The organism is Actinoalloteichus fjordicus (assembly GCF_001941625.1).
Lineage (GTDB): Bacteria > Actinomycetota > Actinomycetes > Mycobacteriales > Pseudonocardiaceae > Actinoalloteichus_A > Actinoalloteichus_A fjordicus.
The window spans coordinates 2,300,922-2,319,233 of the sequence record NZ_CP016076.1 but is presented as its reverse complement, the minus strand read 5'-3'; the positions used below and the strand labels follow the sequence as shown (position 1 = coordinate 2,319,233).

Here is an 18,312-nt window from a genome sequence, read left to right as displayed (position 1 = left end):
TGCGGGTATGCGGCCTGCATGCGAGTACTTCGCAGGTGCCTCGGCCCCCGTCGCAGGGGGAACGGGGCAGCCGGGTGAGCACGCCGCAGACCACGGTGGTCATCGCCACGCGCGATCGGGCCGCCGAGCTGCACCGCACCCTGACGAGGCTGCGGGCGCTGCGTCCGGCTCCGCCGATCATCGTGGTGGACAACGCCTCCTCCGACGACACGGCGGCGGGCGCCGCGCGGATCGCGGGGGTGCAGGTGATCCGGCTCCGCCGCAACCTCGGGGCTGCGGCCCGCAATCTGGGCGTGACCAGGGCCGCGACCCCGTTCGTCGCGTTCTCCGACGACGACTCGTGGTGGGCCCACGACGCCCTCCCCTCGGCGGAGCGCATCCTGACCGCCCACCCGAGGGTCGCGCTGCTGGCGGCGCGGACCCTGGTCGGCCCGACGGACTCCGACGACCCCCTCAATCAGCGGATGGCGGCCAGCCCGCTGGGACACCCGACCGGTCTGCCGGGCCCGTCGGTCCTCGGCTTCCTCGCGTGCGCGGCGATCGTCCGGCGGACGGCGTTCCTGGAGGTCGGCGGCTTCTCCCGGCTGCTGCACTTCGGTGCGGAGGAGCGGCTCCTCGCGCTCGACCTCGCGGCGCACGGCTGGGCGCTGTGCTACGCCGACCGGGTCCTGGCCCACCACCATCCCTCCAGCGCCCGACCGCCCGCGTCCTGGCGGCTGCGGGCCGAGCGGCGGAACAACGCCCTCATCACCTGGATGCGACGTCCATGGCACCGATGCGCCGTCGAGACGGCCGACCTGCTGCACGCCGTGCCACGGGACCGCGAGACCCGGCGGGTCGTGGCGGGACTGCTGCGCCGACTGCCTGCCGCGCTCGTCCGACGGAGCCGACTGCCGAGCGAGGTCGAACGGCGCGTCCGGATTCTGGAGCACGCCGACGAGGGGGAGTCGAGCCCATGACGGTGCATCGCATCACCGTGGTGATCATCACCCGCGATCGGCGTGATCAACTCCTGGAGACGCTCGCGAAGATGACCGCGCTGCCCGACGCGGCACCGATCATCCTGGTGGACAACGCCTCCACGGACGGCACGGCGGACGCGGTCGCGGCGGAGTATCCCGAAGTGGAGCTGATCCGGTCGACGCGCAACCTCGGTGCGATCGGACGCAACCTCGCGGTGCGCCGGGCGCGCACCCCGTATGTGGCGTTCTGCGACGACGACACCCGCTGGCAGCCGGGCGTGCTGACCCGTGCTGTCACACTGCTCGACCGGTGGCCGGGTCTGGCCTCGGTCACCGGCAGGTGCCTGGTCGAGCCGGACCTCGCGGAGGACCCGATCACGCCGGAGCTGCGGGACTCCCCCGTGACAGGCCCCGGCTGGCTGCCGGGCCCGGCACTGCTCGGAGTGATGGCAGGCCTGTCCGCCTTCCGCGTCTCGGCGTTCACCCAGGTCGGCGGCTTCTCCTCGCGGATGTGGCTCGGCGGTGAGGAGGAGCTGCTCGCCCTGGACCTCGCCGCGCTGGGCTGGTGGATGTGCTGGGTCGAGGACATGGTGATTCACCATGCCCCGTCCCGGACGCGTGATGCGCGGCGTCGGCGACAGCTCGGCATCCGCAACACCCTGTGGACGCTGTGGCTGCGCCGTCCGCTGCGCAGCGCGCTCCGTCGGAGCGCGGCCGTGCTGCGCTCGGCACCCGCCGATCTGGCGACGGCGGGGGCGGTGGCGGCCGCCCTGCGCGGGCTGCCCTGGGTCCTGCGGGAGAGACGGGTGGTGCCGACGCGCGTCGAGGCGGGGCTGCTGCTGCTCGAGGAGTCGCAGCGACGGTCGACGGCTCGCCGCTACGTCGGTTGACCCGCCGGACACCGGCAGGCTCACAACACCGCCCTGCCCCCGCTCGCGTCCTCGGTGGACAGCTCCGTCGGTGAGCACGCGCGTTGGTAGACCCGCAGCGTGTCCACGGCGATCCGGTCCCAGGAGTAGCGCAGCTGCATCCGCCTTCTGCCCGCCAGGCCGTAGCGCCGCCGAGTCCCCGGCCGCGCCAGCAGGGCGCGCACCGCGGCGGCGAGGGCAGCGGGATCGTTCGGAGCCACCAGTGTTCCGGTCGATCCGTCGACGACCGTGTCGATCAGTCCGCCCACCGCGGCCGACACCACCGGGACTCCGCACGCCATCGCCTCCAGCGGTGTGATGCCGAAGGGCTCGTACCACGGGGTGCACACGACGACGTCGGCCGACCGCAGCAGCGCGGGCATCTCCGCAGTGGGCACCTGTCCGAGCAGGACGAGTCGGTCTCGCACGCCGAGCTGCTCCGCGAGTCGCAGCAGGCGTTGCGCCTCAGGGTCCTCGTCGAGCCTGCCGTCCTCGGGCCCGCCCGCGAGGAGCAGCTCGGTCTCCGGTAGGGCGGTCAGTGCCGTGACGGCGACGTCGAACCCCTTGCGGGGCACCAGCCTGCCGACGCTGAGAATCCGATGTCGCCCCGAGGGCGGCGCGGGCGGGCCAGCAGGTTGGAAGCGCTCCAGGTCTACGCCGCAGGGCACGACCGAGGCCTTCGCCCGCGTCATGCGCATCCTGGCCAGCTCGAACACCTCGTCGGAGCAGGTGGCGATGACCCGGTCGGCCCGTCTGGCGATCTCCTCCTCCAGCCGGATCCGCTCCGGCGGGCTGGTGTCCGCCGCGCCCTGGTGCCGACGCTTGACCGCGCCGAGGGCGTGGAAGGTCTGCACCACCGGGATGCCCGTCCCCTCGACGGCCAGCATGGCGGCGAGACCGGACATCCAGAAGTGCGCGTGCACCACGTCGGGACGCTCTGCGGCCCAGCGTCGGCGCAGGAACGCGCCGAACTCCCCCATGTGCGCCAGGAGCCGGTCCTTCGGCAGCGGGACCGGCGGACCCGCGGGCACGTGCACGACGCGAAGGCCGCCGTCGGTGATGATCGTCTCGGGCACGACGAGACTCTCACGCCGCGTGTACACGGTCACCTGGTGGCCCTGCCGACACAGCGCGGAGGACAGCTCGGCGACGTGGACGTTCTGGCCGCCTGCATCGACACCGCCCAGCGCGGCCAGCGGACTGGCGTGCTCGGACACCATCGCGATTCTCATCGGGCCTCCTCTCGGAGCCGCTGCGCGGCGGTTCACCGAGTGACCTCGGCGAGCAGGGCGGTCCAGTCGCGATGAAAGCGATCGAGTCCGTATCTCGTCACCGCGTAGTCCCGGCCTGCCCGGCCCGCGAGCACCGCGAGATCGGGTTCGTGCAGCAGTTCGCGGAAGGCCCGCACCAGTACCGACACGTCGGTGGAGACCGCGCCCGCCTCCGAGGGGACCGCCATCGTCGTCTCGGTGGCGGCGAGCACGACGACGGGCATCCCGAGCTGCATCGCCTCCAGGAGCGACAGGCCGAGCGAGGTCCAGCGGGCGGTGTGCAGATACACCCGTCGACGGGCCATCTCGGGGTGCAGCGCGGCATGGTCGAGATCGTCGATGCCGCGCACCGGATGGGCGGTCGAGGAGGCCGGGACGAAGTCGGCCGCTCCGATGCCGAAGAGATCGACCGGGCCCGCGTCGGCGAAGACCGCCAGCAGGTCGCTCCCCGTGACGCGGGCTCGGCGGGACGGCTCGTTGATGAGCGCGACGCCGTGCGGCAGCTCGCCGGTGTACTGCTCGCCGGGGTCGACGATGCCGTGCTGGATGACGTGGGTGGGCGCCCGGCCGTTGTCCCACATCAGGTCGTTGAAGTGGGTGACGTGCACGATCGGGATGTCCGTGCGATCCGCCAGCGGATGCCGTGCCGACGCCGGGTCCGATCGCGGCACGTTGTGTTCGAGATAGACGGCGGGGATGTCCCGGCCCGGCCGCCTGCCGAGCCACTGCTCGACGAGGTCGATCTCCTCCGGGCGTTGCAGGATCACCACGTCGACCTCGGCGTCCCGGAGTTCGGCCAGCGGCACCTCCGTCGCCGACTCCCAGGCGCGGCCGCAGCGGCCGCGTCCCCAGGGGCCGCCCTCGGCCAGCGTGGGCAGCACACAGTGGTGCGGGCCCCGGACGAAGGAGTCCGTCCACGACCCGTGCACGTGCCACAGAAGCACGTTCCGCCCGCCGGCCTGCGCCGTCACGCCCTAGCAGTTCCCCGTTCGCCGGGCCCGCGAAACTCCCGGCGGGGCTGCGGCGTGCCACTTCCACTTCCCGAGGCTGCGCCCCCGCGCCAGGTACGGCGTGGGCGGCAGGCCCTCGGCCGCTCGGCGGGCCCGCCGCTTCTCGTCGACGGACCGACCTCATGACACGGTGAGCCCGCCTGCCGTCTCGCGTCTCAGGGGACCCGTTCGCCGCTGCCGAACCTCCTGAACCAGCAGTCGACATCGACCGGGCAAGGCGGGCGTACCCCGGCGCGTCGGGCCGGGCCCGGTGCTGGTCCGGCCCGGTGGGGCCTGGTCCCGCGTTGCGGGCGGTTCCTCGATCCGTCTGCTCGGCCCCGCAGAATCGAGGTCTGATGCACGCAGGCAGCGGTCCCGGGCGGCGATCCACGGCGCAGGCGGACACCGCTGCGCGAACGACGCGACCGTCCACGCACCCGTGCGCCGTGGCACCGCTAGCGCAGCACGCGCCCGAGGAAGCCGCGCAGGTAACCCGCGACGACGTCCAGGTGGCTCTCCAGCAGGAAGTGCCCGCTGTTGATCAAGCGCACCTCCGCGTCCTCGGCGTCGCAAGCGAAGGCCTGTGCGCCTTCCGGGCCGAAGATCTCGTCGTTGCGCCCCCACACGGCGAGCACCGGAACCCCGCTGGTGCGGAGGAATTCGTGCAGCAACGGGTAGAGCGGGCGATTGTTCTGGTAGTCGCGGAACAGCGCCAACTGGACCTCGTCGTTGCCTTCGCGGGAGATGGGCCCGTCGGTCGGGCCGCCGAGCGTCGGGACGCCGAAGGACGGCACGGGCACGCGTCCCGCCCGGCGACGGGCGAATCCGGTCCTCGACGGTCACCGGCGACGCCGGGCGGTCGTCGACGCGGCGGAATGATCAGTATGCCCGCCCGGCGCGGCGGCCGAGCGGCGCGACCCGACCCGCCGGACGCGGACCGAGCGGGCGGGCGGGCAGGACGTCGACCGGCCCGCACCGCACGGACTACGGTCGATCTCGTGCCCGCCGAGACGATCGAGTCCGTGTCGCTGTCGGACGGCGCCGTGCTCTGGACCCGATCCCTCCGACGCACAGGCACGCCCGCCGTCGTCTTCGTGCACGGCGGGCCGGGAATGTGGGACTACCTCGCCGCTCCGGCCGAGGCGGTGGCCGACCGGTTCAGCACCCATCGCTTCGACCAACGCGGCTGCGGCCGTTCGGCACCGAACGGTGATCACCGCCTGGACCGCCTCGTCGCCGACCTCGACGAGTTGCGCACGCACTTCGGCCACGAGCGGTGGTTCGTCGTCGGTCACTCCTTCGGCGCGACGCTCGGGCTGAGATACGCGAGCGTCTTCCGCGACCGCGTGATCGGTCTCGTGTACTGCGACGGGGTCGGCCTCGACTGGCCCCGGCACCGGGCCGCCTACCGTTCCCGCGCGGCGGCGCGGCTCACCACCGCACAGCTCCGCCGCCGAGACGAACTGGCCCGGCAGACTCGTTCCCACGCGGAGGAGGTGGAGTGGCGCACGCTGTGCTGGCAGCCCGACTTCGCCGATCCCACGCGCGCGGCGGCGATGGCCGGAGCCGACGCCGTCACCCCGCTGCCGCTGAACTCGGCCGCCAACACCGCGCTCAACGCCGAGTGCGACCGCTGGGCGGGCGAGGCCGAGCGCGCGGCGTGCGCGCGGGTGAGAGCGCCGGTCCTGGTCGTCCACGGCGCCGAGGATCCCCGTCCCCGCGAGGGCGTCGACGCACTGGTCTCGGCGCTGCCGGACGCCGAGTCCTCGGTGGTCGCGGGTGCCGGACACCAGCCATGGCGCGAGCGGCCCGCCGAGTTCCGGGCGCTGCTGCGGGAGTTCCTGTCCGGCACCTGATCGGTTCGCACACCCCGGTCTCGTGACACCCGCGCACGCCATCCGGCCGAACGGTGAAGCTGTCCGGCACCACTCTGCCTGGTTCCGCCGCTCCGCAGGCCCGGCGTGCATCGGGAAATCCGCTTGCCCGGCGGCCGTCGGAGGAGTCATCCTCGACCGGGCGCGGGCCGAACCCGCCCCGGCTGTCTCACGCGGTGGCCGCCCGTCGCGCCTGCGGCGGCTCGCACGGAATCGGAGGCGTCGTGTCCGAGAAGCCGTGGTGATGCACGACACCCCACGTCTCCCCGGCATCGGCCTCGAACACACTTCACGACCGGGTTCGGCGACCATCACCCGATGTGGTGAGCGCCTGCGCAGGGCAGGCCGCCGTCCGCCGCAGCCGCCGGGCCGAACGGGCGGGAGTCCTCGCGTCGGCCGGGCGACTCCGGCGGGGAACTCCGCACCCGCCTCCGTCCGTTGCCATCAGGCCGGTCCGACTGGTCCGCGCGTTCCGCGTTCCCGGTCCCACCCGCCACGATCAGGCGCGATACCCGCGCTCGATTTGACCTCAAGTATTGTTCAGGTACCAGGATGAGAGCATGACTGCGCCCACCACGCCGCAATTCACCACTCGGCAGCCCACGCCGCCGCCCGATCACGCGGCCCCACGTCCGACGCGCCTGTCCCTCGGCGGTCCAGGCCGACGGTCTCCATCGTGACCGTCCTCCCCGTCGATTCTCGCTCGACAGGTGGTATTGAAGGCTCAGTCCCGTGGCGTCTCACGACACCCGCGCTCGGCGGTCTTCGCCACTCCCCGTCCCACGAGAGCGGAGATCTCCGATGACCTCGACCGACTCGGCCACCTCCGAGGCGGGTCCGCGAGCCGGTCGCCGGACGCCGGGCTCGCTGCGCAGGCTGCTGCGCGTGCACCTGCGTCCGCATCGCCGTTCTGTCGCGCTGGTGATCCTCTTCCAGTTCGGCCAGATGCTCGCGATGCTCTGGCTGCCCGCCCTCAACGCCGACATCATCGACAACGGCGTCATCCGTGGTGACACCGCCTACATCCTGCGCAGCGGCGCCGTGATGCTCGGCGTGACGCTCCTGCAGATCGCCTGCGCCGCGGCGGGGGTGTTCTTCGCCGCCCGCACCGCGATGGCGGTGGGCCGGGACATCCGGGCGGCCGTCTTCAGCCGAGTCCAGGAGTTCTCCGTCCGCGAGGTCGGCCGGTTCGGGGCGCCCTCGCTCATCACCCGCACCACGAACGACGTCGAGCAGGTGCAGATGCTGGTGCTCATGGGGTTCGTCCTCATGGTGCCCGCGCCGATCATGGGCATCGGCGGCGCGCTGATGGCCCTGAACCAGGATGTGCCGCTGTCCGGGCTGCTGCTGTTCATCCTGCCCGCGTTGATCATCGTGATGTTGGCGATCGTGGGGCGGATGGGTCCGCTGGCCCGCCAGATGCAGGAGCGCATCGACGACGTCAACCGGGTGGCTCGCGAGCAGATCACCGGAATCCGCGTCATCCGCGCCTTCGTCCGCGACGAGCATGAACGTCAGCGGTTCGCAGGCGCGAACACCGAGCTGATGAGCGTCTCCCTGCGCTTCGGCAGGCTGATGGCCGTGATGATGCCTGCGGTGATGCTGATCATGGAGTTCTCCAGCGTGGCCGTCATGTGGTTCGGCAGCCACCGCATCGCAGGCGGGTCGATGCAGTTCGGTGCGCTGATCGCCTTCCTCAGCTACCTCATGCAGATCCTGATGGCGGTCATGATGGCGACCTTCGCCTTCATGATGACGCCCAGGGCGCGGGTCTGCGCCGAACGCGTCCAGGAGGTGCTCGACACCACCACCAGCCTCACCCGCCCGCCGAGCCCGAGGACCGCGGACGCCGGTCACGGCCTGCTCGAACTCCGGGGCGTCGACTTCGGCTATCCCGGCGCCGAGGAACAGGTCCTGCGGGACGTGAACCTGATCGCACGTCCAGGCCAGACCACGGCCGTCATCGGCTCCACCGGGAGCGGGAAGACGACGCTGCTGAACCTGATCCCCCGACTGGCCGACACGACCGGCGGAGCCGTCGTCATCAACGGCGTCGACGTCCGGGAGCTGGACCGGGCGACGCTGCCGGGCATCGTCGGGCTGGTGCCGCAGAAGCCCTATCTGTTCTCCGGCACCATCGCGACCAACCTGCGATACGGCAGACCCGACGCCACCGACGCCGACCTGTGGCACGCGTTAGAGGTGGCACAGGCAGCCGAGTTCGTCGCCGCGCTCCCGGAGGGACTCGACGGTCCGATCGGACAGGGCGGCAACAACGTCTCCGGCGGACAGCGGCAACGACTGGCCATCGCCAGGGTCCTGGTGGCGCGGCCGGAGATCTACCTCTTCGACGACTCGTTCTCGGCTCTCGACTACGCCACCGACGCGGCGTTGCGCGCCGCACTCGCCAGAGAGATCCAGGACGCCACCCTCGTGATCGTCGCCCAACGGGTCTCGACCATCCGCGACGCCGATCGCATCGTCGTCCTGGACGAGGGCCGCGTCGTCGGCACCGGCACCCACACCGAGCTGATGGCGGGCAATCAGACCTACCGGGAGATCGTGCTCTCCCAGCTCACCGAGCAGGAGGCGTCATGAGTACGGCTGCCGCGGATCGGAACACGGCGGCGAGCAAGAAGCCGATGGACTTCGCGGGCTCCGCCCGCAGGCTGATCGGCTCGATGCGCCCCGATCTCGTGCTGATCATCGTCATCCTGGTACTCGCCGCCGTCAGCGTCGCACTGTCGGTGGTGGTCCCCGCCCTGCTCGGCCGAGTCACCGATTTGGTCGTGACCGGCCTGGCCGGCTCCGGCGTCGACTTCACCGCGATCGGCCGGGTGCTGCTCGTCGCGATCGCGATCGTCGTGGCCTCGGCGGGCTTCACCCTCATCCGAGGACGGTTGACGGCCCGCATCGCGCTGTCCACCGCGTACCGCATGCGGGAACAGGCCGCCACGAAGCTCACCCGGCTGCCCCTCGGCTACTTCGATCAGCAGCCGCGCGGCGAGGTCCTGTCCCGCATCACCAATGACGTCGACAACATCTCCCAGACGCTCCAGCAGGCGCTCAACCGCATCGTGACCTCGGTGCTCACGCTGATCGGCGTGCTGGTGATGATGTTCTGGATCTCACCGGTGCTCACTCTGGTGGCGCTGATCAGCGTGCCGCTGTCGATCCTGGTCACGATGGCCATCGGCAAGCGGGCCCAGCCGCAGTTCGTCCGGCAGTGGACCGCCACCGGGAAGCTCAACGGCCACATCGAGGAGATGTACACGGGTCACGCCCTCGTCCAGGCGTTCGGCAGGCAGCAGCAGGCGGCGGACACCTTCGAGAAGCACAATCAGGCGCTGTTCGCCTCCAGCTTCCGCGCGCAGTTCGTCTCCGGCGTCATCGAGCCCGCCCTGCGCTTCATCGGGAACCTCGGCTACGTGCTGATCGCGGTCATCGGCGGCCTGCGGATCATCTCCGGCTCGATGACCATCGGCGACGTCCAGGCGTTCATCCAGTACTCCCAGCAGTTCAATCAGCCGATCAGCCAGATCGCGTCGATGGCGAACCTGCTCCAGTCCGGCGTGGCCTCCGCCGAGCGGGTCTTCGCACTGCTCGACGCCGAGGAGCAGGAGCGCGATCCCGCGACGGCGCCTCGGGCCGATCGGGTCACGGGACGGGTGGCGTTCGAGGAGGTCTCCTTCCGCTACCAGGAGGACACGCCGCTGATCGAGGACCTGTCGCTGGCCGTCGAGCCCGGTCAGACGGTCGCGATCGTGGGCCCGACCGGGGCGGGCAAGACCACCCTGATCAACCTGCTGATGCGCTTCTACGAGGTCACCGGCGGCCGGATCACCGTGGACGGCGTGGACATCGCGACGATGTCGCGCGCCGAGCTGCGCCGCCCGATCGGCATGGTCCTACAGGACACCTGGCTGGTCGGCGGGACGATCGCCGAGAACATCGCCTACGGGGTCGACGGCGCGACGCGGGAGAAGGTCGTCGAGGCGGCGATGGCCACCCACGTCGACCGCTTCGTCCGCACCCTGCCCGAGGGCTACGACACGGTGATGGACCACGAGGGCGAGGGCGTCAGCGCGGGCGAGAAGCAGCTCATCACGATCGCGCGGGCCTTCCTCACCGAACCGGCGATCCTCATCCTCGACGAGGCGACCAGCTCGGTGGACACCCGCACCGAGGTGCTCATCCAGCACGCCATGGCCTCGCTGCGGGAGGGCCGCACCAGCTTCGTCATCGCCCATCGGCTGTCGACGATCCGTGACGCCGACGTGATCCTGGTGATGGAGTCCGGCCGGATCGTCGAGCAGGGCGACCACGATGCGCTACTGGCCTCGGGCGGGGCCTACGCCAGGCTGTACGCCGCCCAGTTCACCGACGCGACGGTGGAGACGGCCTGATCCGATCGGCTGACTCCTGCCGGGGCCGCAGGGGAGGTCGCCGCAGGCCGGGTGGGCCGATCCGGGGCGCGGACCGGGCCCCGGCGGCCTCGTCTGCTCGGCTGCTCTCGAGTGGCCGAACGACCGAGAGCAGCCGAGCATCCGAGTCATGAGTGACGATCGAAACGGCGCGACGGCACAGGGCGAGACGAGACGGAGGGCCGTCGAGGGGCTGGGGCGGGCACGGTGGGAAGCGTGGCGGCGACTCGCCCTGCTGCCCACTCCGATCACCCCCGGACTCGCCGCCGCCGTGCTCGCCGCCGAGGTCGACGACGCACGACGGCTGCTCGAGGACCTCGTGGACCGGGCGCTGCTGGTCCGTGAGCAGGAGCGATACGACTACGACGACACGCAGCGGGCGCTGGCCGAGGAACTCGGGGAGGTCGAGGACGTGGAGCGGGCGCTGCTGGCCCGGCGCGCGACTGACTGGTTCGTGCACTCGGCCGTCAACGCGAATGAGGCCGTCACGCACGTGAGCGGCCCCGCAGTGACCCCCGGTGCCCCGGCCGACGGCGTGACACCGGAGGTCTTCGACTCCGCCGAGGCGGGGCGCGCCTGGTGCGAGACCTGGTCTCGCGACCTGGTGTCCTGGGTCCGCTTCGCGACGGCCGCGGGCCTGACCAGGCGGGCCTGGGAACTGCCCGTCGTCTGGTGGGAGTACCTCTCCCTGACCAAGCCGTGGGTGATCTGGCGGACGGCGTCCAAGGCAGCGCTGCGGACGGCGCGGGCAGCGGAGGACCTGCTGGGCCAGGGCTGGATGCTCCATGCGCTCGGCGTCATCGCCATCGAGGAAACCGACTGGGACCGGGCGGCGGCCTATCTCGACGAGGCCTTGCGCATCCGCACCGAGCTGGGCCAGGAGCGCGAGCTGGGCTGGACGCTGACGGCGCTGTCCAGGGCGGCCCTGGATCGCAACAGCATCGAGGATGCGCCGCTCGACGCGAGTCGGGTGCTCGACCGGGTCGCCGAGGCGGAGCGGGCGTTCACCTCGGTGGACTGCATCGACGGCCTGTCCAACGTGTGGTCCTATCGGGCCCAGGCCCTGCATCACCTCGGCCGAGAAGACGACGCGGTGAGCGCCCAACTACGGGCCGCCGAGCTGGCCGACCAGGTCGACTCCCCCGTCCTGTCCGCGTTCACCCTGGCCAGGCTGGCGGAGATGCGCCTCGCCCTCGGCGACTGGGACGACGCGGTCACCATGGCGGACGCCGCAGCCGATCTGGCCCGGCGGATCGGCTGGCTGTGGTGTGTGGTCAACGCCCGCACGACCGAGGGCACCGCCCACCACGCCGCCGGTCGAGATGCCGAGGCTCGTCGTGCGTGGGAGACGGCGCTGACCGTGGCCCTGCGGCTCAGTGACGTGCGTGCCGAGGCACTGGAGCGGCGGCTCGCGGAGTTGTGATCGACAGCGCGTCGTCGCTGGTCGGCGGCGGTGTCCGGCAGGCCAACGAGACCGGTGCGGCGGGAGCGGCGGGGTGGGCAGGCGTTCTCGTCGTCGTTCGGCCGCGCCCGCAGGCGGGGGAGCCGGAATGCGCAGGCCGATTCGGCGCTACGGCGTCAGTCCTCGGCCGGGGCGTCGCCTGCGGCATCGCGGTCCAGTTCGTCGTGGATCCACCTGGCGACCTCGTCGGCGGTGTCCGACGTGGGCACCCCGGTGGTGTCCAGCAGGCGGACCGGCGGCGACATCGAGGCGGCGTTGGCCACCAGCCAGTCGGTGAACTCCAGCGTCTCGGTGATCCTCGGCTCCGACCACTGCCGCCACGCCGGACGGGCGCGAAGCCGCTCGGCGAGCGTCTCGCGGTCGGTGACCAGCCCGAGGTAGCGGATCTCGCTGAACAGGGCGCGTTCCGGCAGGTGTTCGAACTCGATCGGCACCACGGTTCCGCAGAGCACGGCGGGACGACCACTCTGGTGGATCATCGCCGCGAGCCGCAGCCAGGTAGACCGGAAGAGCCGGTGGTCCTCGGCGGGATCGCGCAGTCCGGCGAGCCAGAGGACGTCCTGTTCCAACACGACGGCACGGTCCTGCAGCCGCTCGGCGAGCAGCCTGGCGACCGTCGACTTGCCGGTGCCGCTGGGCCCGACGAGGGCGAACAACGGACGGCGGGCGAATCGTCGCTCATGGCCGCAGGTCGTACAGGTGAGCACCGGCTGGGCGGGCGCGACGACGGGAGTGTCGGTGCGATCGCCGCAGCCGGGGCAGACGAGCAGATTCATCTTCGCGACTAGTCGAACAGGTTCCGAAGAAACCCGCCGGGGCCGCGATCCCGCCGCTGGCCGTAGGGCCGAGGCGAGTCCTCGTAGTGTCCGCCGCCGTGGCCACCCCGGTAGGGGCCGGGCGAGTCGGGACGGTGGCCCTGATACGGACGAGGCGAGTCCGAGTGGCCGCCGTGATGCCGATGGCCGCCGTCAGGCTGGAAGGGGGGTGCCGAGCCGTAGAAGCTCTGCTCCGCGTTGGTCATCTGCTCCAGCTCGCCTCTGTCGAGGAAGATTCCGCGACAGCCTTCGCACTGTTCCAGATGGACGCCGTTGCGCTCATAGGTGCGCATCAAGTTCTGACACTTGGGACAAACCACTATGCAAGCATACGCATACGACGGCACATGTCGATCTTTCTCGAAAAAGGTGTCTTCGCAGCTCACAGGCGCTTCACGGCGCCCTTACCGGAACCTCACGCACCCGGGGCGGGAGCAGATCGCAAGCCGATCCGATCGACGAGGTCAGCGCGGGCGAGGCCCGCATCCGTCGTGGTCCCGTCGTCCGACCGGTCCGGCGGAGAGCGTCGACCGCGCCGCCGATCAGTCGAGGGCGTCGTCAGGCAGGCGGTGGACGGCGCAGCCGCGACGATCGCCCGACGGCGCACGGTCGATGCGGCGGGCGGCCGATGCCGCCGCACGGCAGACGCCGCGAACGCCGGAGCCCGCACCTCCGACGTCATGCAGACTCGGGGTGACGACCCTTGACAGCGCGTCACCGCCCTGCTTTTCTGTAATCGGCATCACACTCGGGTCGAATTTCGCCGCAGTCGATCAGCACCGCCCCGGCGGCGAGCGACGACGGATCGTCCACAGCGGACACCGCGTCATCGAATTCCTCCTCGATATCGTTGATGCTCAAGCCACGGAAGCACCGCTTTCTCCCCACCACGCCAAGCCAGCCGACCGGCCCACCGTCGTTCGTGCCGGGATGCCGTCGTCGAAGCCGACTGATCGCCGACGACCGTATGCGGCACCCGAGGCGGAATGCCGATCGAAGGACAATTCGGACGACGGCGACCGATCGCTGATCGAAGAAATCGGCCGTCGGCGTCGTGACCCGCCCGCCGGAACGAGGCCGTGATCATGAAGAAATGGCAGGAAGAAGGCTACCCCGCCCGGCTGCAGGACGACCTCGGCGACGGCGTGGTCCAATGCAGGCTGAGCCCGAGGAACTGCCGAATAAGGCCAGGTCAACACGGATTCTGCATGGTCAGGGCTAATCGAGGCGGCACGCTGGTGAGCCTCAATTACGGCCGATCGGTGCACGCCACGGAGGAGACGATCGAGACCGAGGCCGTCTTCCATTTCGAACCCGGCGCCCGCATCCTCTCCATGGGGAACATCGGCTGCATGCTGAACTGCGACTACTGCCACAACTGGAAGACGTCACAGGCCCGTTTCGTCGCCGACTCCGACGTCTTCTACTACACGCCGCAGGAAGTCGTCGACATCGCGGTCCGGCACGGAATCAAGGTCATCTCCTGGACGTACAACGATCCGGTCGTCTGGCACGAGTTCGTCACCGAGACGGCGACCCTCGCTCGCCAGAAAGGCATCCTGAACCTCTACAAGTCGGCGTTCTTCATCTCCGAGAAGGCCGTCGAGGAACTGATTCCGGTGATCGACATCTTCTCCGTCTCGATCAAGTCCATGGACCCGAAGTACTACCGGAAGATCACCAAGGGCTGGATCGAGCCGGTCCTGGCCGCGACCGAGCAGGTGTACCGGTCCGGCAGGCACCTGGAGGTCTCCACGCTGATGGTCACCGACCTCAGCGACAGTGAGGACAACGCGCGCGACATGGCGCGCTTCGTCGGGGAGCGGCTCGGGCCGGAGGTGCCGACGCACTTCGTCCGCTTCCACCCCGACTACAAGATGACGAACACCATCCGCACGCCGGTGGACCGGCTGGAACGCGCCAGGCAGGTGGCCCTGGACATGGGGCTGGACCACGTCTACCTGGGCAACGTGTACGACACCGAGGCCGCCAACACCTGGTGCCGCAGCTGCGGGGCGCTCCAGATCACCCGCTACGGGCTGAACGCCCGGCTGCTCGGTCTGACCGCCGAGGGGAACTGCACCCGATGCGGCACCCACGCCCGAATCCGGCGGATTCCCGATCAGGTGCCCGCCCTGCCCACCGTCCCCGATCTGCCCACGAGCGAACCCCACGACGTCGCGGGCTTCGACTGGGAGGGCGACGTCCGCGCCGTGCACATCCGGGTGCGCAACGACGTCGACGAGCCGAGGAGCGTCTACCACCGACGGCTGCGCTCCGGCGGGACGCCCACCGAGTGGACCCGCGTCGACCTGCGGGGCGGCGAGAGCTATCGGTTCATCGCCGCGCAGTCGCTTACGGACGAGACCGGCGTCGTCGTCGCCGTTCCCCCTGGCTGCGTCTCCAGCCTGCATCAGGTCTTCGACCGGGCGCACTTCCCCACCACCGAGGCCGAGGCGGGGACCGTGAACGCCGACGTCACCCCGCTGCCGCTTTACGTCCGTCCGACCAGGTGAAGGCGAGGAACGCCGTGCCGAGCGACTCCCAGCCCGCGAGCCCCGGAACCCGACCGGCGGCGGACGGGACCGACGCGTCCCGACTCGACCGCGACGTCGTCATCGTGCCCGCCGCCACGGTGGACGGTGCCGACGCCTATCCAGGGCTGCTGCGCCGGGTCCTGGCCTACAACGACCGGCTCATGCTCGTCGAGCACGTGATGGAGAAGGGTTCGGTGTTCCCCCGTCACAGCCATCCGCATGAGCAGCTCGCCTATCTCGTCTCCGGTCGGGTGCGGGTCCAGGCCGGGGACGAGACCTTCGAGGCGGGGCCGGGCGACAGCTTCGTGGTACGCGGCGGGATCGAGCACCAGGTGTGGGCATTGGAGCGCTCGGTCGCGCTCGACGTGTTCACCCCGCACCGCGAGGACTACGTCGAGTGGGCCGACGGCCGATGACCACGCGAGGCGGCGACGGCGCCGGGACGACCGAGGAGCGCGCATCCCGGCCCGCGCCGCTGGCGATGGTGGTCGGCCCGACCAGGCTGGCGCCCTCGGTGCGCGGCAGGCTCGCCGACCAGGCGCCACCGATCACCGACCACCGGTTCCTTGCCGAGGTCCGGGAGACGATGCAGCTGCTGCGACCGGTGCTCGGCACGGCCGAGGGCGAGGTGTTCATCGTGCCGGGGTCGGGGACGGCGGGCATGGAGAGCCTCGCGGTGAGCCTGCTCGACCCCGGACGGCCCGCGCTCGTGCTCTCCACCGGGATGTGGGGCGAGCGCTGGCAGGAGCTGTGCTCGAGCCTCGGCCTGTCGAGCCGAGTGCTGCGGGCCGAGCCGGGTCGCGGTCTCGATCTCGACGAGGTGGCGTCGCGGCTGCGAGACGAGTCGTATCAGGCGGTGCTGCTCACCGACGTCGACTCCAGCAGCGGCGTTCGCGCCGACGTCGCGGCCTTGACCGCGCTCGCCCGCAGGCACGGCGCGCTCAGCCTGGTCGACGGCATCGCCGCAGCGGGCGCGGAGGAGGTCCGGCAGGACGACTGGGATGTGGACGCCTACCTCACCTCGCCGCCCAAGGCGCTGAGCGGACCCGGCGGCCTGTTCCTCGTCTCACTCCGGACCAGGGCGTTGCGGGTCCTGATCGAACGAACGTGGTCGCCGCGCGGTTACAGCCTCGATCTGGGGCGCTGGCTGCCGGTGATGCGCGCGCTGGCGGCGGGCGGCTTCGCCTATTTCCAGACTCCGCCGGGCAGTCTGGTGAGTGCGCTGGCCGAGAGCCTGCGACTGATCGTCGCCGAAGGCGGGGAGCGGACCCGCCGCCATACGGCGTTGGCGGCCCGACTGCGGAACGGACTCGCCACGACGGGCCTGCGGCTGTTCACCGCGGCCGCCGACCGCGCCCACGGCGTCACCGTGTTCCGCACCCCGACGGGCATCGGCGCGGCGGAGCTGGTGGCCGCCGTCGAACGACACGGCGTCGTGCTTCAGGCGGGCACCCATCCGACTGCCGCGAAGCACACCGTGCGCATCGGCCATCTCGGCAATCACACGGCTGACGACGTGGACCGGACGCTGGCCGCGCTCGGGGCTGCGTTGGCCGAGTTCGACGTGCCCGACGGCTGAGCCTCGCCCGGCCGCTCCGCCGGGGCCGTCTGGTTCGCGCCGCACGTCCGGTTCGCCGCGCAGCACGGACGTCCGAGACGCCTCCCCGGCGAGCCCCGCCCGGCGGGGCGTCGTGAGAACCCCCGACGTGCCGCCCGACGCCGAGGCGGCTTCGGCTGCCGCGCAGTCCTCGCCGGACCCGCGTTGCCTGCCGGTGCCGTCTCAGGCCAGAATCCGCCAGGCCAGCACCACGGCGAACACCAGCAGACCGCAGGCCGCAACCAGGTCGATCGTTCGGCGCAGCCGGGGCCCGAGGAAGCGGCCCAGCCCGGCCACCAGGACCGAGAGCAGCGCGAACCAGCAGAAGGTCCCGATGCCGACGCCCACCAGCAGGATCGGCGAGCTGCCAGAGCCGTCGGCGGTGCCTGCCGCAGAGACGGCGGCGAAGACCGCCGCCCAGGACAGGATGGTCAGCGGATTGGCCGCCGTGGCCGCGAGCCCGGTCAGGAAGGCGGGCCGCACTCCGGACACGCCGTCCACGGCCGGGTCCGCCGGGCCGTCCCGCAGGGCGGAGCGCAGGGCGCGGATGCCGAGGACGAGCAGCACGGCGACGCCGAGTGCGCCGAAGACGATTCGGACGCCCCCCAACTGGAGGACCGTCGCGACTCCCGCGACGCCCAACGCCGCGTACGCCACGTCCACGATGGCCGCGCCCAGCCCGAGGGCCAGGCCGATCGCCACCCCGCCGTGCAGCACGCCGCGCACGCAGAGCAGCCAGATCGGTCCCACCTGAGCGGCCACCAACAGCCCGAAGCCGAATCCGCTCGCCAACGCCGTCACCATCTCCGCCGTCCCCCTGTGATCCCCCGTTCGGCGGAACATCGCCGCCGAAGGGGGAGTATCGACCGCCGGAATCATCGAATGCAGGTCGAACCCGGCGATCTGGCGAGACCATGGCGGTATGGACGAGATCAACAGGGCAATCCTCCGTGAAATGCAGCGAGATCCTCGGATCTCCTACAGCAGCCTCGGCGCGGCCGTGGGCCTGAGCGCCAATGCGGCGGCCGAGCGGCTGCGCAGACTCACCACCCGGGGAGTCGTCCGGCTCAAGGTCCTCATCGATCCCGTCGCGACCGGGCGCGAGGCCCTCCAGGTGCTCATCGACCTCCGGCTGCGGCCCGGGCAGGACAATGCGGGATTCGAGGCGACGGTGGCCTCGTTCGCCGACATCGTGGAGGTTCATCACGTGACCGGCGAGTTCGACTACGTGGTGCGGGCCGAGCCGCCGGACGTCGCGGCGCTGGACGCCCTGCTGCGCGATCTCAAGGAGCGGGCGGGCGTCGCCGCCACCGCGACTCGGCTGATCCTGCGCCCGATGTCGGTCGTGCCGGGTCCGCGCGGGCGCGGGCTCGACGCAGGCGTGGCGCGGCGTCGAACGGGGACCTAGCAGGCTGCGGCGGGCGGCGGCATCGGCAGGCACACCGATCCCGAGTTCGGCCGACACGCCGTCGT

The 18,312-nt window shown here is 71.3% G+C and carries 17 protein-coding genes; 10 read left to right on the top strand and 7 right to left on the bottom strand.

Going from position 1 to position 18,312, the window contains the following annotated elements:
- Positions 1–74: 74 nt before the first annotated feature.
- Positions 75–959: a glycosyltransferase family 2 protein gene (locus UA74_RS10470; protein WP_075740066.1), complete on the top strand. Its 885-nt coding sequence runs from the start codon at positions 75–77 to the stop codon at positions 957–959.
- Between the two features lie 2 nt (positions 960–961).
- The gene (locus UA74_RS10465; RefSeq protein WP_075766071.1) at positions 962–1,852 is read left to right on the top strand and encodes a glycosyltransferase family 2 protein; all 891 of its coding nucleotides are present in this window, start codon (positions 962–964) and stop codon (positions 1,850–1,852) included.
- 20 nt (positions 1,853–1,872) lie between these two features.
- Here the strand turns inward: UA74_RS10465 and UA74_RS10460 are convergent, their stop codons facing one another.
- From UA74_RS10460 to UA74_RS10450, 3 genes are all read right to left on the bottom strand, one after another.
- Positions 1,873–3,102, bottom strand: coding sequence for a glycosyltransferase (locus UA74_RS10460; RefSeq protein WP_075740064.1), 1,230 nt, complete (start codon positions 3,100–3,102; stop codon positions 1,873–1,875).
- Positions 3,103–3,134: 32 nt separating this feature from the next.
- Positions 3,135–4,112, bottom strand: coding sequence for a glycosyltransferase (locus UA74_RS10455; RefSeq protein WP_232237712.1), 978 nt, complete (start codon positions 4,110–4,112; stop codon positions 3,135–3,137).
- 473 nt (positions 4,113–4,585) lie between these two features.
- Complete coding sequence (locus tag UA74_RS10450) at positions 4,586–4,930, bottom strand: alpha/beta fold hydrolase (protein WP_404799972.1); 345 nt, start codon at positions 4,928–4,930, stop codon at positions 4,586–4,588.
- 198 nt (positions 4,931–5,128) lie between these two features.
- Here UA74_RS10450 and UA74_RS10445 point away from each other — a divergent pair, with 198 nt between their 5' ends.
- From UA74_RS10445 to UA74_RS10430, 4 genes are all read left to right on the top strand, one after another.
- On the top strand, positions 5,129–5,986 hold the full coding sequence (locus UA74_RS10445; RefSeq protein ID WP_198042984.1) for an alpha/beta fold hydrolase: 858 nt from the start codon (positions 5,129–5,131) through the stop codon (positions 5,984–5,986).
- 819 nt (positions 5,987–6,805) lie between these two features.
- On the top strand, positions 6,806–8,602 hold the full coding sequence (locus UA74_RS10440; RefSeq protein WP_083683092.1) for an ABC transporter ATP-binding protein: 1,797 nt from the start codon (positions 6,806–6,808) through the stop codon (positions 8,600–8,602).
- The gene (locus UA74_RS10435; RefSeq protein WP_075764294.1) at positions 8,599–10,410 is read left to right on the top strand and encodes an ABC transporter ATP-binding protein; all 1,812 of its coding nucleotides are present in this window, start codon (positions 8,599–8,601) and stop codon (positions 10,408–10,410) included. Before UA74_RS10440 ends, UA74_RS10435 begins: the two co-directional genes overlap by 4 nt.
- 148 nt (positions 10,411–10,558) lie before the next feature.
- Positions 10,559–11,851: a hypothetical protein gene (locus UA74_RS10430; protein ID WP_075740062.1), complete on the top strand. Its 1,293-nt coding sequence runs from the start codon at positions 10,559–10,561 to the stop codon at positions 11,849–11,851.
- A gap of 155 nt (positions 11,852–12,006) precedes the next feature.
- On the opposite strand, the gene UA74_RS10425 is transcribed toward UA74_RS10430, so the two are convergent.
- The 3 genes from UA74_RS10425 to UA74_RS31685 all read right to left on the bottom strand — a co-directional run bounded on the left by UA74_RS10425 (position 12,007) and on the right by UA74_RS31685 (position 13,566).
- Complete coding sequence (locus tag UA74_RS10425; protein WP_075740061.1) at positions 12,007–12,666, bottom strand: AAA family ATPase; 660 nt, start codon at positions 12,664–12,666, stop codon at positions 12,007–12,009.
- An 8-nt stretch (positions 12,667–12,674) separates the two neighbouring features.
- Positions 12,675–13,025 (bottom strand): TFIIB-type zinc ribbon-containing protein, encoded by a 351-nt coding sequence (locus tag UA74_RS10420; protein WP_075764292.1) that lies wholly within the window; start codon positions 13,023–13,025, stop codon positions 12,675–12,677.
- 394 nt (positions 13,026–13,419) lie between these two features.
- Positions 13,420–13,566, bottom strand: a complete 147-nt coding sequence (locus UA74_RS31685) for a hypothetical protein (protein ID WP_157442201.1) — start codon at positions 13,564–13,566, stop codon at positions 13,420–13,422.
- 224 nt (positions 13,567–13,790) lie between these two features.
- Between UA74_RS31685 and amrS the strand changes: the two genes are divergently transcribed.
- From amrS to UA74_RS10400, 3 genes are read left to right on the top strand one after another with little or no spacing between them, the layout of a single operon-like run.
- Positions 13,791–15,221, top strand: coding sequence for an AmmeMemoRadiSam system radical SAM enzyme (gene amrS, locus UA74_RS10410; protein ID WP_075766069.1), 1,431 nt, complete (start codon positions 13,791–13,793; stop codon positions 15,219–15,221).
- A gap of 14 nt (positions 15,222–15,235) precedes the next feature.
- The gene (locus UA74_RS32755; protein ID WP_198042983.1) at positions 15,236–15,658 is read left to right on the top strand and encodes a cupin domain-containing protein; all 423 of its coding nucleotides are present in this window, start codon (positions 15,236–15,238) and stop codon (positions 15,656–15,658) included.
- The gene (locus UA74_RS10400; protein ID WP_157442200.1) at positions 15,655–16,821 is read left to right on the top strand and encodes a pyridoxal-phosphate-dependent aminotransferase family protein; all 1,167 of its coding nucleotides are present in this window, start codon (positions 15,655–15,657) and stop codon (positions 16,819–16,821) included. The genes UA74_RS32755 and UA74_RS10400 overlap by 4 nt, the downstream gene beginning before the upstream one ends.
- A 201-nt stretch (positions 16,822–17,022) precedes the next feature.
- Here UA74_RS10400 and UA74_RS10395 read toward each other — a convergent pair whose 3' ends face one another.
- Entirely contained in the window at positions 17,023–17,643 is a 621-nt protein-coding gene (locus UA74_RS10395; RefSeq protein WP_198042982.1) for a LysE family transporter, read from the bottom strand.
- A gap of 118 nt (positions 17,644–17,761) precedes the next feature.
- On the opposite strand from UA74_RS10395, the gene UA74_RS10390 reads away from it, so the two are divergent.
- Positions 17,762–18,247 carry an Lrp/AsnC family transcriptional regulator gene (locus UA74_RS10390; RefSeq protein WP_075740054.1) on the top strand — a complete coding sequence of 162 codons (486 nt, stop codon included), beginning with the start codon at positions 17,762–17,764 and terminating at the stop codon, positions 18,245–18,247.
- Positions 18,248–18,312: the final 65 nt, after the last annotated feature.